13 protein-coding genes and 1 pseudogene are annotated in these 15,272 nt (G+C 40.7%); 5 read left to right on the top strand and 9 right to left on the bottom strand.

The features are described from left to right. Positions 1-23: 23 nt before the first annotated feature. The 8 genes from CZ225_RS07910 to CZ225_RS07875 all read right to left on the bottom strand — a co-directional run bounded on the left by CZ225_RS07910 (position 24) and on the right by CZ225_RS07875 (position 5,806). A complete protein-coding gene (locus CZ225_RS07910; protein ID WP_077153676.1) occupies positions 24-962 on the bottom strand; it encodes an NAD(P)H-dependent flavin oxidoreductase in 939 nt (312 codons plus the stop codon). A 92-nt stretch (positions 963-1,054) separates the two neighbouring features. Continuing rightward, positions 1,055-1,654 (bottom strand): DUF4858 domain-containing protein, encoded by a 600-nt coding sequence (locus CZ225_RS07905; protein WP_077153675.1) that lies wholly within the window; start codon positions 1,652-1,654, stop codon positions 1,055-1,057. Between the two features lie 5 nt (positions 1,655-1,659). Beyond that, a complete protein-coding gene (locus CZ225_RS07900; protein WP_077153674.1) occupies positions 1,660-2,211 on the bottom strand; it encodes a DUF4858 domain-containing protein in 552 nt (183 codons plus the stop codon). 40 nt (positions 2,212-2,251) lie between these two features. Beyond that, entirely contained in the window at positions 2,252-2,776 is a 525-nt protein-coding gene (locus CZ225_RS07895; RefSeq protein ID WP_077153673.1) for a DUF4943 family protein, read from the bottom strand. An 11-nt stretch (positions 2,777-2,787) separates the two neighbouring features. Next, the gene (locus CZ225_RS07890) at positions 2,788-3,837 is read right to left on the bottom strand and encodes a porin family protein (protein WP_077153672.1); all 1,050 of its coding nucleotides are present in this window, start codon (positions 3,835-3,837) and stop codon (positions 2,788-2,790) included. Continuing rightward, the gene (locus tag CZ225_RS07885; protein WP_077155746.1) at positions 3,818-4,372 is read right to left on the bottom strand and encodes an RNA polymerase sigma factor; all 555 of its coding nucleotides are present in this window, start codon (positions 4,370-4,372) and stop codon (positions 3,818-3,820) included. Before CZ225_RS07885 ends, CZ225_RS07890 begins: the two co-directional genes overlap by 20 nt. A 200-nt stretch (positions 4,373-4,572) precedes the next feature. Continuing rightward, positions 4,573-5,421, bottom strand: a complete 849-nt coding sequence (nadC, locus tag CZ225_RS07880) for a carboxylating nicotinate-nucleotide diphosphorylase (RefSeq protein WP_077153671.1) — start codon at positions 5,419-5,421, stop codon at positions 4,573-4,575. Beyond that, entirely contained in the window at positions 5,414-5,806 is a 393-nt protein-coding gene (locus CZ225_RS07875; protein ID WP_077153670.1) for a DUF4783 domain-containing protein, read from the bottom strand. Before CZ225_RS07875 ends, nadC begins: the two co-directional genes overlap by 8 nt. A gap of 126 nt (positions 5,807-5,932) precedes the next feature. Here CZ225_RS07875 and rlmH point away from each other — a divergent pair, with 126 nt between their 5' ends. From rlmH to CZ225_RS07850, 5 genes and pseudogenes are all read left to right on the top strand, one after another. Continuing rightward, the gene (gene rlmH / locus CZ225_RS07870; protein WP_077153669.1) at positions 5,933-6,406 is read left to right on the top strand and encodes a 23S rRNA (pseudouridine(1915)-N(3))-methyltransferase RlmH; all 474 of its coding nucleotides are present in this window, start codon (positions 5,933-5,935) and stop codon (positions 6,404-6,406) included. A 231-nt stretch (positions 6,407-6,637) separates the two neighbouring features. After that, positions 6,638-7,438 (top strand): IclR family transcriptional regulator, encoded by an 801-nt coding sequence (locus CZ225_RS07865; protein ID WP_077153668.1) that lies wholly within the window; start codon positions 6,638-6,640, stop codon positions 7,436-7,438. Positions 7,439-7,452: 14 nt separating this feature from the next. Next, entirely contained in the window at positions 7,453-9,231 is a 1,779-nt protein-coding gene (locus tag CZ225_RS07860) for a YncE family protein (RefSeq protein WP_077153667.1), read from the top strand. Between the two features lie 43 nt (positions 9,232-9,274). Then, positions 9,275-9,850 (top strand): annotated as a pseudogene (locus CZ225_RS07855) (hypothetical protein); the annotation flags it as partial. A gap of 28 nt (positions 9,851-9,878) precedes the next feature. Then, a complete protein-coding gene (locus CZ225_RS07850; RefSeq protein WP_077153665.1) occupies positions 9,879-13,871 on the top strand; it encodes an SUMF1/EgtB/PvdO family nonheme iron enzyme in 3,993 nt (1,330 codons plus the stop codon). 193 nt (positions 13,872-14,064) lie between these two features. Here the strand turns inward: CZ225_RS07850 and CZ225_RS07845 are convergent, their stop codons facing one another. Beyond that, on the bottom strand, positions 14,065-15,270 hold the full coding sequence (locus CZ225_RS07845) for a thioredoxin family protein (RefSeq protein ID WP_077153664.1): 1,206 nt from the start codon (positions 15,268-15,270) through the stop codon (positions 14,065-14,067). Positions 15,271-15,272: the final 2 nt, after the last annotated feature.

Raw genomic sequence — 15,272 nt, 5'->3', positions numbered from 1 at the left:
ATGAATCCTCAATAACCTTAATCTTATAAATTATACTCTTTTCCCACTGCTCTTTGAAAAGCCTCCACCAATTCTCGCATTACCTCTTCAACATTCTGCTGACGTGAAATTAATGCAGAAACCTGTCCTATTTCCAATTCACCTTCTTCCAAGTCTCCTTCAAAGATACCTTTTTTAGCACGACCTTTTCCCAACAAAACACGCAGTTCCTCGGCAGAAGCACCTTCATTCTCTGCTTTCTCTACCGCATCGCGAAAATGATTCTTTACCAAACGCGTAGGAGCCAATTTCTTCAATAGTAATTTAGTATCCCCTTCTCCAAGGCTCAAACAATATTCTTTGAAAACCTGACTTGCCGAACTCTCATCCACTAATGCGAAACGAGTTCCTATTTGCACTCCTTCAGCTCCCAACACCATAGCAGCAAGCATACCTTCACCTGTACCAATACCTCCGGCAGCAATTAAAGGCAATGTCGTTGCATTACGTACAGCAGGAATCAAACAAAATGTTGTTGTTTCTTCTCTCCCGTTATGCCCACCGGCTTCGAATCCTTCTGCAACTACAGCATCGACTCCCGCTTCCTCACATTTCACAGCAAAACGAGAAGATGAAACAACATGAACAACAGTAACCCCTCGTTCTTTCAACCATCCGGTCCATGTCTTAGGATTTCCGGCGGAAGTAAAAACAATCTTTACTCCTTCTTCCACAACAATGTTCATGATATCCTCTATCTGAGGATACATCAAAGGAATATTCACACCGAAAGGGCAAATTGTTGCTGCACGACACTTCTGAATATGTTCACGAAGAGTTTCCGGATGCATGGATCCTGCACCGATCAGTCCCAAACCTCCAGCATTACTTACAGCGGAAGCAAGCCGCCAACCGCTACACCAAACCATTCCTGCCTGAATAATAGGATATTGAATTCCAAAGAGAGAAGTAATTCTGTTCATAATTATATATCTTTTTTATGTGCTAATTGCCAATGTCCCAACGGGAAAAGTAGTGAATTAATAGATTACTATATCCTATAATAATAACATTTTCAGCGAGCAATCTGTTCAATAGGAACATTAATCATCACATTAGTCGAATCTCCATATGTGCGCAGGACTTCCAGAGTCCTGTCACGAGTCTCCAGTCTCTTCTTACTCCAAAAATCTCGTGTAAACATAGCCATTAAATCAAGTCCTCCAATGGCTCCTCCACTGATGTATACACCACCTTTACCAAGAGAGATATTAGAACTCTTGGTATATAGCAATTGACGAAGTTCATAAAAAAGATCTCCACGCCAGGTATTCTTAGTAACTCTTATTTTTTTCTGATAAACCGGATCCCAATCATAAGGAGTAGTAGCGGTATAAGGTGACAATGTAAGAACAACTTTCGGTTTAGGTAAAACCTGGGGAAGAGACTCATCGAAATGCATCCAGCTTTTCTCCTTAGATATCCGAGGAGTCCCTGCCGCATTGCCGAAATCTATCGACTTTACTGCATCAGGATTTAAAATCAGCTCCTGCTCACCATCCAACAACTTTTTCACATGCAAAGAATCTTTCGAAGTCCATTCTTGTGCATACATCAATAAAGTTGTTAAAGACAGTGCCATAACTGTAACAAAACGTTTTATCAATCTCTCCATTCTTCTCACTTATGTTTACTATACTCCTTCAGTACGTCTATAGTATGAGCACGCATCCGCTTCTTTCGGAACTGCCAGAAATCTTTAGTGAAAACTTGCAGCAAATCTAAACCGAAAAACAACCCTCCATCCACCCTGACTCCATTACCTAACGATATACCATCGGGCGGAGGTAAATGGATGCCCATCGATACTACCAATGTATCCAAAGGTAAGGGAACATAAGCTGATTTATAGGTTTCCAACATCATAAAAGGAAGCGTCCTATTGGACAACCGTCGGCTGTCATACGATGAATCTGATTCCACCACCGTAGAAGGAGTAATAACTCTTGGAAGTGATTTATCAAAACGCATCCACGATTTCTCATTGGACATACGGGGATCCTCCGCACTGTTATCAAACTTAATTCTCTTGACAACCTCTTTGTTCAGATACAATTCTTCACCATTCTCCAACGATTTCTTTAATCGCAAAGAATCTTCTGCAGTCCATTGAGCATAGCTCTTCCCTGTCAGCAGCAATATAACTACCGATATAAACAAACGCGCTGACATTTTTGCTCATTTTTCTATTTAGAAAACTTTCTTTTTGTTGTTACCACCAACGGTATCCCGTTCCACAAAGCGGTTCATCATAGCATGGATCAATTGTCCAAGCTGTTCTCGGATATTTCCGTCCTTCCCACCAACGCCTGTAACAAGCAGCGGCATCGAGCACTTCTTCATCCGTCAAGAAATAAATTGCCTCATAATTCTCAGCATTCGCTAATACCATTTTACATCCTAATGACGGTGGTGTTCCTTGTCTAATATATTCTATCACCCAAAGCATACACTCACCCAAACGGATCTTTCCATTATTCATATTATAGACGGACGGAAAAGAAGGAATAATGGTTAAATCTTCCGCATATTTCAACAGTTCAGGAATATCTTCTTCGGTGAAGTGAGGTACTTCTATCACTCCTTTTTCATTTTCCATCTTATACGTACCAGCCTTCAGTTGCTTGACAAAAAGGGTAACATCAGGATTATTGTAATCCATTTCTTCGCTGCTGCATCCCACCAAGGATACCATCAGGCATACAGCCATCCACAGCATAATAAGTGTTTTTTTCATTCTCATAAGAGTTAATACGTCATGCGAAGCCCGCAAAGCAAATTAAAATTAGTTGGTCTTTTCGTACGTACCGTAGCCAGTTTCGAGTCAGTCTTGAAATGATGTGAAACACCTGGTTCGGCAAAAAGTGCAAATTGATCATTAATCTTATAGTTAATACCTATACCAGCAGTCACAGCCAGTTGGATAGGTTCTTCTTTAAAGCTATTACTAGGTGCTCCGGCGATGCATTTATCAGCAATTCCACCCACAGATGCATACACATCAACCTTCTTCGTATCAGCCAATGTGATATTAAGTTTTACCGGAATACCCAGATAATTCAAAGTTTGTTCATTAGAACGAAGGTTCGAATAGAGTAATCCGGTTTCTATTCCCAAGAATTTATTCAATTTCCGTTCCATTGTTACTCCTGCCGATACAGGCATTTTATAGGCTCCGTTTTCTGCCGGTAGGGCTGTTCCTATCTGAGCTTTCATTGCCCAATTATGTTTTTTATCTACTTTCGCATGGACCGGATGATTGTCAACTTCATTTTTTTGTTCTGCCACTGCTACCAACTCCGGCTGTTCATTGGTTGCTTGCCAATAATCCTTGCGTCTTCGCATCCGATTATCACTTCCCGCCGAAGTTGTCGAAGAAAAAGTTATTGACATTGATACAGTAATAGAAACAGAATCTTCTCCATCTGCATATTGAGAGAACATCCCATACGTGTTCGGTGCAGGCTTTGCCAATACCGGTTGCACAGGCTGAGGCAACTGATTGACACGTATTCCATCTCCATCCAAAGTTCCTCCTTGTGTCACAGCCAATTGGGTAAACGCTTCTTTAATCTCATCTTTTGGGGAAAGATACCAGAACGTAGCCGATGACGCAGCCAACACCAACAATACGGATGCCGCAGCTGCCACACGGAAAAGCAACAACCGACGACGATGTTGGCAAGCCATAGGAATATCCTGCGAAAGCTCTTCCCAAAATCCCTCTCGAACAGTCATCCCGGTATCGGCAAGACGTGTACGGAACAGGTCGGTTATTTCATCTTTTTCTTTCTTCATACTTCCTATATTCTTTAATTCTTTTTGCTAACAAATATTTGGCCCGATGTAACTGAGAAGTAGACGAATGCTCTTTTATGTGAAGCATCTTAGCTATTTCCTTATGAGATTTCTCTTCAAACACATAAAGGTTGAATACGGTTCGGCAACCATCCGGCAATTCGGCAACAAAAGCCATCAATTGTTCTTCGGAGAGCCCCTCTCCTCCTCCCGAGACCGAAATATCCGGAATATCGGGAAGCTGATCTTCATGTATTACCAACTGACTGACTCTTTTCTCACGTCTAAGATAATCGAGTGATTGTGTCACCATCACCCGGGTAATCCACGTACCGAGTGAAGATTCTCCCCGAAAAGAGAAGTTGGTAAAAATCTTGATGAAACCATCATGCAGTACATCATGCGCCGCATCCATATCGCCCGTATAACGATAACATATCGCTAACATCTGTTTGGAATAGAGGGTGTAAAGTTCCTTACGGGCTGAATCCTTTCCTGCCCGACACCCCTTTACCAGTTCTATCTCGTTTTCCAAAGTCAATGTCTTTTAATCGAACGTATGTCTGCGTCGTTTGTCCTTTAGACGCAGGTATTAGAAAAATGCTGCAATGAGAAGTGTTAAAGAATAAAAAAAGAAACCTTTCTCCGCCCCTCTCCCAAGGAGAAAGAGATAGAGAAAGGTTTCAACTATCCTTTTATATTTCAGCTACATGCTGATAATCACTCTAAAAACGTTTAGCATGCCTTAAAACTCATATCAAGTCCTTTCACAGAATGAGTCAAAGCACCTACGGATATAAAGTCTACACCACATTCGGCATAATCACGAAGTGTATCGAAAGTAATACCCCCGGAAGATTCGGTTTCATATTTACCTGCTACCATTTCTACTGCTTTTTTCGTCATTTCAGGAGTGAAGTTATCAAACATGATACGATCCACACCACCCAAGTCGAGTACTTGTTGCAGTTCATCAAAGTTACGAACTTCAATTTCTATTTTCAGGTCTTTACCCTTTGCCTTACAATAGTCTTTCGCACGAGTAATCGCTTTATCAATGCCACCTGCAAAATCCACATGATTATCCTTTAGCAAAATCATATCAAATAAACCGATACGGTGATTCACCCCACCACCAATCTTCACTGCCATCTTTTCAAGAATACGCATTCCCGGAGTTGTTTTACGAGTATCCAGCACTCTTGTATGAGTACCCTCCAACTGCTCGGCATACTTACGAGTCATCGTGGCAATTCCGCTCATACGCTGCATAACATTCAACATCAGGCGTTCCGTTTGAAGCAGTGACTGCACTTTACCTTCCACTACCATTGCTACATCACCCGGCTTTACTTCAGTTCCGTCATTGATAAATACTTCAACCTTCATTGTAGGGTCAAAGCGGTTGAAAATTTCTTTGGCAACTTCAATTCCGGCCAATACACCCGCCTCTTTAATCAAAAGTTTAGATTTCCCCATAGCAGTATCGGGAATACACGAAAGCGTGGTATGATCACCATCGCCAATATCTTCTGCAAAAGCAAGATCGATCAGTTTGTCGATCAGTTCTTTTTCCTTATTCATTGATTTTTTCAATCCTTATTTGATGAATTAAATATTGATCTTTCATTTTCTTCAGGAAGCAGTTCACACGAAATTTCCCCTTAGACGTAGCTAACGTACCAACTATAAAACTCGATTCATCCCGTTTTCCCTGATGATTTACAGTGAAGCCATTGACTTTATTTTCAGTAAAGAAATCCTGCATCATAGCTGTAGCTTTCTGCTTGTCAAGGTTTGTCGAGCGACCTTGGAACACCAGGTTTACCTTGTCTCCCATATACTTACTGAGCTCTTTCGAACTACCTCTCTTAAATGCCGTTATCACGCCTTCCGGTACCTCCTGTGCCATAAGCAATGAGATTGAAAGAAGCAAAGCGGTCATTCCTAAAAGCACTCGTTTCTTCATAAATCCAAGCTTTTTGGTTGAAGTTTAAGCATTAAACTTTCACCTAATGATAGGCAAAGGTAAGCATTAATTGCAGAATAACATAAAAAATGCCTATTTTTGTGCTGTAATCCTAATAACAGACGCATGAAAACAACTCTGCTCGTCGTGGGACGAACCGTAGAAAAACATTTTATTACTGCTATAGATGACTATATTCAACGGACGAAATATTTCCTTTCGTTCGACATGGAGGTGATTCCTGAACTAAAAAACACAAAGAATCTTTCCATGGACCAACAAAAAGAGAAAGAAGGTGAACTGATTCTTAAAGCTTTGCAACCGGGAGACGTCATTGTACTACTTGACGAACATGGCAAAGAGATGCGTTCCATTGAGTTTGCCGATTACATGAAACGAAAGATGAATACAGTAAACAAACGACTGGTATTTATCATCGGAGGACCTTATGGTTTCTCTGAAAAGGTATATCAAGCAGCGCATGAAAAGATTTCAATGTCGAAGATGACCTTTTCGCATCAGATGATCCGACTGATCTTTGTAGAGCAGATTTATCGGGCAATGACCATCCTGAATGGGGGACCTTATCATCACGAATAAAAAACATTCTCTTTCATAAACCCAAACTTAAAATCATATATAATAAATGATCAAATAAGATAAATGGAATAACTGAAAGATAAATGAAGTTATATCACAACTAATAACCGGCATTCTGATATAGCTTCATTTTATGCTCTACGACATATTTAATATCTTTTTGCATCTCTCTCTCTTGTTTTTATCTACTCGCCCTTATATTTGATTCAAATCTGAAACAATATTTCAAATATGAAAAATACAATTCCAAATATGAAAAAACCAAAAGAAAATTATAAGGTTCCAAACTTAGAAAAAGGGATTGCCATACTTGAATATCTGTCCCTTTGTCCTCGGGGAGAAACCCTTCAAGAGATTAAATCCGTTCTTGATATTTCTCAAACCACAGCTTATCGTATTTTGAGTACATTGGTCCGGTTGGATTATCTGATTTATCATGATGACACAAAACGCTATAAGTTGTCCAGGAAATTACTGACACTGGGGTTTCGGTCGTTGAATGAGCACAATTTATTGGAAACTGTTCTACCACGTTTACGTGATTTAAGAGATGAAGTACAAGAAACATCTTGCTTTGGAGTATTGGGAGAAAAGAATGGAATCTTCATTGAACAGGCACAAGGAAACCACACTTTTCGTTTCGTCCTCTCACCGGGAAAACCTTTTGAATTGCATTGCTCCGCTCCGGGAAAAGCAATCATGGCTTATCTTCCCAATAATGTTCGAGACCGATATTTATCCTATATGGAATTTACACGTTATAATGACCGGACCATCACCTCACCTGAGGAGTATTTAAAAGAATTAGAAATAGTACGCAAACATGGATATGCCATAGACAATGAAGAAGAGCTCACCGGAGTGATTTGCATCGGTTCTCCCATATTTAATTATATAGGCTATCCTTGTGGGGCAATCTGGATTTCCGGCCCAAAAGACCGTTTATCAAAAGAAGTGATTCGTTCTTCAGCGGCTTGTATCAAGAAAATTGCATTGGAGATTTCGGAAGAGTTAGGATACAGTAAACGTTAACACAAGATATTATTATGAGAAATAAGTATAAAGGTACATTAAGATACATATGGCTGATTTGCCTTATTTTTTCCAATATCGCTTTTCTTTCGGCCGGAACTTCCCCCCTGTTTCCAACAAGCATTGCCGTAAATGAAAAAGGTGAATTGTTGATTGCAGAAAAAGGAACTAAAAAGGTAGATATCTTTTCTCCGGATGGAAAAACGCTCATACATTCTTTTCAGTTGGATGATACGCCAACAGGAATCTTATCGGACGGTAACAAAATATACGTAACAACTTTTGAAACCATAGGACGTTTACAGATACTATCTTCAGAATCAGGTAAAGTTGAGAAGTCAATTATAACCGGTTCGGGAGCTTGTTATCCTTTGTTGAGTTCGGATAAAAAGTATATTTATGTATGTAATCAATTTCAAAATACAGTATCTAAAGTCGATATAGAGAAAAAAGAAGTAGTAGCGACCGTAAATGTATTACGGGAACCTAAGTCAGCTGTATTAAGTAAAGATGGTAAATATCTGTATGTCACAAACTTCCTACCTGCACAACGAGCTGACGTCAATTATGTAGCAGCATGTATTACTGTGATAAAAGCAGACCGATTTACTAAAGTAAAAGATATCCAGTTAGCGAACGGTAGCAACGCTTTGCGTGGAATTTGCATTACTCCGGATGGAAAATATATCTATGTCTCCCATAATCTCGGACGGTTCACAGTACCAACTTCCCAGCTGCAACAAGGATGGATGAATACCAGTGCTTTTAGTATTATAGACGTTGCTAAGCAAGAATTTCTGGGAGCTGTGGTTGTGGACGAACCGGAACGTGGAGCAGCAGGTATCTGGAGTATCGCTTGCAATGACCAATCAATCTTTATCTCCCACTCCGGCACGCATGAGGTAAGCGTTATCAACCATAAAGCAATGCTGAATAAGTTTTTGAATTATCCCGATAAGTCTGCATTAGATTACGACTTGACATTCCTTTATGGCATACGGAAACGTATACCTTTACAGGGAAACGGCCCCCGTAGTATGGTTCTGACAGATACCAGATTGATTCTTCCCACCTATTTTGCTGATATTTTAAATATGATGGACATCCATACCCATCAGTTGATGACCGTAGAAATGAATCCCGGACGTGAAGAAAGTTTAGAAAATAAAGGTGAACGTTATTTCAATGATGCGTCACATTGTTTCCAAAATTGGCAGAGTTGCAATGGTTGTCATCCGGGAGATGCGCGCACCGACGGTATGAATTGGGACTTGATGAATGATGGGATAGGTAATCCAAAGAACTGCAAAAGTTTATTATTCAGTCACGTAACTCCCCCTAACATGATTTCCGGCATTCGCGAACATGCAGAACGTGCTGTAAGAGCCGGTTTTAACTTTATCCAGTTTTATGACATATCAGAGGAAGATGCAGTCTGTGTGGATGCCTATTTAAAGTCACTTCGCCCTGTTTCCAGTCCTTACCTGATTAATGGAAAGCTATCGGAGAAAGCCCAAACAGGAAAGGAAGTATTTGATCGGTTACAATGTGGGGAATGCCATAGCGGCAGTTATTATACAGACATGAAAATGCATCGAATCGGTGACGACATTGAGTTCGAAAAAGGTTGGGATACTCCTACCCTACGTGAAGTATGGCGTACGGCTCCTTATCTTTTTGACGGGCGTGCAGCAACAATGAAAGAAGTCTTCGAAGTACATAAGCATGGCATTTCCAAGAAGATATCCGAAAAAGACATAGAAGCATTGACCGAATATGTGAACTCACTATAAACGATATTAATCAGTAAAACAACCACTAAATTTTTAAACACTAAAGAATATGAAGTATCTAAAAAAGTACACAAACGCCGACTACTATAAAAACGGCGAATTTCAGCAGGATGTTGCCATAGAAGCCATGAAAGACATGTTTGCTTATTATGGAGTACCATTTACAGAACTAATGGCTAAAGACATATGGGTAACAGACTTTGGTTTGGGAGATTTTGAACACGTAGGGATGGGTGGTATTTTCTGGGTAAACGATCCAGAATATAAATACTTCGCCCATGCCATTTATCTATTGCCCGGCCAGATGATTCCTGAACATGCACACGTAGCAACTAATTTTCCAGCCAAACATGAATCATGGATGGTAGAAAAAGGATGGGTTTATAACTTCTCAGAAATAGGAGATGAAACACCCAAAGCTCCAACCATTGCAGCTAGTCATGGTCCTATCAAAAGCAAAAACTATGTGATCCAAAAAGTGGGTGACGTACTTCGCTTAAAAGCATTAGAAACCTATCATTTTATGATGGCGGGCCCCGAAGGTGCGGTTGTCAGCGAATGGGCGTGTTACCATGATAATGATGGCTTGCGTTTCACCAACCCGATAGCTTCTTTATAACAAGACATAATACTTTATCATTTGCCACATGAATAGATTTTATTTATTATCACTTCTTTTGCTTATCTCTTTCGTAGGTTACGCCAATCCCTCACAGAAGAAGGCTGAAACATGGATCGAGGCTTCCGTAAGGACGAAAAAAGAGATACAAACAATGCTTAAAAAGCGTGGGATGCCTATCACTTCTACTTGGATGAAGCACCGGAGTAAAGCCGAACCTTTTACGGTAGATTTGAAAGGAGTGGATAAACTGGTGCTTGTTACCTCCGGCGGACCGGACGGGTCAAGTTACGACCATGCTGTCTGGGCAAATGCACGTCTGGTAAAGCCCAATGGTACGTCTGTCTGGCTGGATAGTATTTCTTATGAATACAGCGTTACCGGTTGGGGAAATCCTAAGCTAAATAAGAATATATACGATAACGACATTATTATTGCCGGCAAGAAATATGAACATGGCGTCCTATGTCATGCAGATGGAATATTGATCTATCCGCTTCAGGGACAATATGTCCGATTCGAAGCAGAAGTCGGGATTGATGATGCATCCGTCAATGGAAGTGCCTATTTTTCAGCAATGAATATTGCACCCAATCTTGTCATTAAAGAATTGGTGAACCAATATCCTCATGAAATGGCAATGTTATCCATGGCTGTAGAAAACATGGAGAAATGGATCATCAGTCCGGATGCATCGATTGAACGAAAAGCGGTAGAGAATGTAATTGAAAAATTAAAGAATAAAGTCTATTACACCGATGTAGCTAAGCAAATAGCTAATGAGAAAGATATCAATGTACAGATACACAAATACTTGGAACTATTGGATAAAGCTCAAGAAATATACCTGATTCAAGAGGAACTGGCATGGCTCAATGTGAGCGCGGTTCAAGCTGCTTTCGACGACATGAAAAAGCAAACAGGATATGACATCAATAAGTACGAACCCTTGTTGAAAGAATTATTCCGACTTGAAAAGAAAGGCTTTCAAGGTATTTATAGTGGAGAGGAGCAAGCGATAGCCGATGCTCGTAAAGCATTGAAATACAAACATAAAATCTTGTTGGGAAATACGTTATTAGATACCAATAAAATAGTTGCCGCCCGTTTTAAATTGGGAATGACGGCTCGTCAGGCAATGGCTCCTGATTTAGGAACACAAGCCAACAACTGGAGTAATCAAGAATCAGCCCGCCGGGGAGGTTTCGATGCAGAGATTGTTGAACTTTCCGATTTACGCGAAGACATCAAGACACGTTGTATTTATAAACCATCCAACGGCTCTTCCATTTCCGACCTAAAGCTTCATTGGGAAGGAGACAGAGTCATGTTTTCGCAATTACAAAGCGATAAACGATGGAATATATTTGAAGCCAAACTAGACGGAACCGACTGTAAACCTCTCTTAGAAAATGAAGAACCGGATCTGGAATTCTATGATGGAACTTATCTGCCTGACGGCCGTATTGTAGCTGTCTCCAATATCGGATATCAAGGAGTACCATGCGTGAATGGTTCCGACGCAGTAGGAAACATGGTACTTTATAACCCGAAAGATAAAAGTATGCGCCGCCTGACATTCGACCAAGACGCTAATTGGAATCCGACTATCATGAACAACGGACGCATCATGTACACACGCTGGGAATACACAGACCTTACACATTATTATTCCCGTATTGTGATGCACATGAATCCGGATGGAACAGAAAACAAAGCACTCTACGGTAGCGGTTCCATGTTCCCGAACAGTACCTTTGACATGCAACCTTTGCCGGGATATGGTTCTGCATTTATCGGAATCATATCCGGTCATCATGGCATAGCCCGCTCCGGACGTCTGATATTATTCGACCCCACCAAAGGGCGCAAAGGAGTATCCGGCATGATCCAGGAAATACCTCACCGGAATCGTCCGATCCAAGAACTTATAAAAGACGAACTGGTAAATGATGTCTGGCCACAATTCATTAAACCGACTCCTTTAAGCGATAAATATTTTCTGGTTGCAGCCAAACTAACTCCTAATTCATTATGGGGAATCTACCTGGTAGATATCTATGATAATGTAACTTGCCTGATGCAGGCAGAAGGAGAAGGTTATATCAGTCCGATTCTGGTACGTAAAACAATGACTCCACCTGCCATTCCTGACCGGGTAAAACTGGAAGATAAAGAAGCTACCTTCTTTATTCAAGATATTTATGAAGGAGAAGGATTAAGAGGCATTCCCCGGGGAACGGTAAAATCTCTCCGCCTGCATGCTTATGAATATGCGTATGTCAATACAGAATCAGATCATAACTGGCAAGGCATACAATCCGGATGGGATATCAAACGCTTGTTAGGTACAGTTCCGGTAGAAGAAGACGGTTCAGTTATTTTCAAAGTTCCGGCCAATACTCCTATTTCCATTCAGCCATTGGATAAAGAAGGAGTAGCTATTCAGTGGATGCGTAGCTGGATAACCGGACAACCGGGTGAGATTGTATCTTGCGTAGGTTGCCATGAAAATCAAAATCAGATTCCTATTCCCAAACGAGTCATCGCTTCACAGAAAGCCCCGTCTTCCCTTACTTTACCGGAAGGTGGACAACGATCCTTTACTTTCGATCTGGAAGTACAACCCATCTTGGACAGAGCATGTATTGCCTGCCACACCGGAGAAGGGAAAGCGTTTGATTTACGTGGCGGGAAAAAAGACCCAAAGGGATACGGTACTTCTTATTTAAATCTACATCCATACGTGCACCGTCAAGGAGGTGAAGGAGATATGGTAGTTTTGCAACCTTATGAGTATCATCCCAATACAAGCGAATTAGTTCGACTCCTGAAGAAGGGGCATTACAACGTAAAACTGACAGACAAAGAATGGAAGACACTCTATAACTGGATTGACTATAACGCGCCGGACAAGGGATATTTCAACGCAAACGTATTGAAGTATTTTCCATACAAAGGATTTGACCAAGTGGAACGTCGTATAGAACTGAATAATAAATATGCAGGCGGTTCCGGCGTAGACTGGAAGAAAGAAATCACCGAATATGCCGAATATTTAAAGAAACAAGGTACGATCACTCCTGTAATGCCTGAAAAGGAAGTGAATCGGAAAGAAAAAGAGATCAAAATCCAAGGATGGCCATTTGATAGAGACAAGGTGAAAGCCATGCTGGCTGATGAGAAAGAAACACGTAAAGTCGTTGAGATAGCTCCGGGAGTGGAAATTACTTTCGTCCGTATTCCTGCAGGTGAATTTGTTATGGGAAATAACAACGGTGAACCGGACGCCCGTCCTACCAGTAAAGTAAAAATAAAGAAAGCATTTTGGATGGCAGAACTGGAAACAACGAACGAACAATACCGGGTTATTTTCCCGGAACATGACAGCCGTTTTGTGGACCAACAGTGGAAAGACCATGTCGTTCAAGGTTATCCGGCCAATAAACCGGAACAACCTGTCATCCGTATCAGCTATAACGATGCAATGGAATACTGCCAAAAACTGAGTGAGAAAACCGGTCTGAAAATCACTCTTCCTACCGAAGCACAATGGGAATGGGCCTGTCGTGCCGGTAGCGACCAGGATTTCTGGTATGGTGACTTACATACAGATTTTGGCAAAAAGGACAATATGGCTGATAAGACAACATTGTTGTTAGCCGTTTCGGGTATAGACCCGCAACCTATGTCTAAATCTGATTTCTGGTACCAGTATTACACTTTCCTACCAAAAGAAGAAAGTGTCGATGACGGGAATCTGGTTCAAGTTGGCGGAAAGGTTTACGAAGCAAATCCATTCGGTCTGTATTGTATGCATGGAAATGTTGCAGAGTGGACACGCTCCGACTATTTACCTTATCCTTATAAAGAAACAACGAAATCATCTTCCGAATATAAGACCGTACGTGGAGGTTCGTATATCGAACGTCCGAAGTTCTCCACCTCCTACTCACGTAAAGGTTATTACCCATATCAGAGAGTGTTTAACGTTGGTTTCCGCATGATTATTGAAGAATAATTAAATTCCAGATTCAATGATGGAAAGATAAAACATCTAAAACCTATTCAGTCAAACCACTGATTCCACCCAAAAAGTAAGCCAACCATTCTTTACGAATGAGTTGGCTTACACAGATTGGGTAAAACAGTACATGGGGGAAGGGGGGGCTGGATGAAACTGCCTTACTCAAATCTACAATCAATCTTTCAAACTATCTTCTTCGAGGCAAATTCAACAAACCATAGACAGCATTACTCAAAGTCGGCTCTCCTTGGAAAGGCAATATAGCCAATGTCTCATAAGCCTTTTTATAATCACCACTTCTCGCATAGGCGGCAGCCAAATAAGAAACTGTACTCTTTGAAGGGGTAAGTTCAAATGCCTTTTCCGCCAAGGCTATGATAGCTTGCTTTTCTTCATTGGAAGGAGTATAGGTTTCAACAAAAAACTTGCCAATAATAAAAGTATAGATCATTTCCCGATACAGATAAGGACGTGTCTTTTCATTTGCTGCTCCAATAGCGGTCGCCTGAGCGAGAGCTTCTTTATAGTTACCGTCAAATATCTGAGACTCCATTTGAATCAAGCTCATATACAACTCTTTATTAGGAAAGTTTTTACTCTCAATTAAATCCATGTACGAACGGTACTTCGCCTCTTCTGTCCGTACCGACATCGGTATCCGTATCAGATTCATATACATATACCTGTCAAAATCAAGAGATTTATCAAGTTCAGACGAATAAACATCATTATACTCTAACAAAGTAGACCATACTTTATCATTCTCAATGGTACGAGTGAAACGGCACAAAAGTTTACCGATTCTCGGACTTTTCAGTTTTTCAGGAGATAATCCGGTTAAATACTGGTTGAAGAGCGGACGCACCGAATCTGGAAACACCTGCGGTAATACCTCAAACAAATATTTTTCGACAAAGTCATCTTCCCTATTACCCGACTTCCACTTTTGATTATATTCGTCTATTTGTTTGCCCAATGAACCGGTCTTGGCATCCTGGCAAGATTTCAAGAATAATTCTGAGGACATAGTTCCTGTTTTAGTACTCAGCAACTGACCGTTCTTATCCAACCAATAAAAAGAGGGATAAGCTCCCGGACGGAACTTAGTAAAGAAACCATGATTCTTTTCTTTTTCCGCATCCAACTGAATAGAAATATAATTCTTATCCATATAAGCCACTACTTCAGGATCTTTAAAGACTGTAGCTGCCATCTTCTTACACGGAGCACACCAAGAGGTATATACATCTACAAAAATCGGTTTATCCTCTTTTTGAGCACGTGCTTTCAGGTCTTCCCAAGAGCAATTCTTCACAAACGATATTTGCTGGGCATTCGCTACCAAGACAAATGCCGACAAACATAACAACAGTCCTATTAATCTATTCTTCATAA

It is taken from the genome of Bacteroides bouchesdurhonensis (assembly GCF_900155865.1).
Classification (GTDB): domain Bacteria; phylum Bacteroidota; class Bacteroidia; order Bacteroidales; family Bacteroidaceae; genus Bacteroides; species Bacteroides bouchesdurhonensis.
The sequence above is the reverse complement of the archived record's forward strand: the minus strand, read 5'-3'. Positions and strand labels throughout refer to the sequence as shown.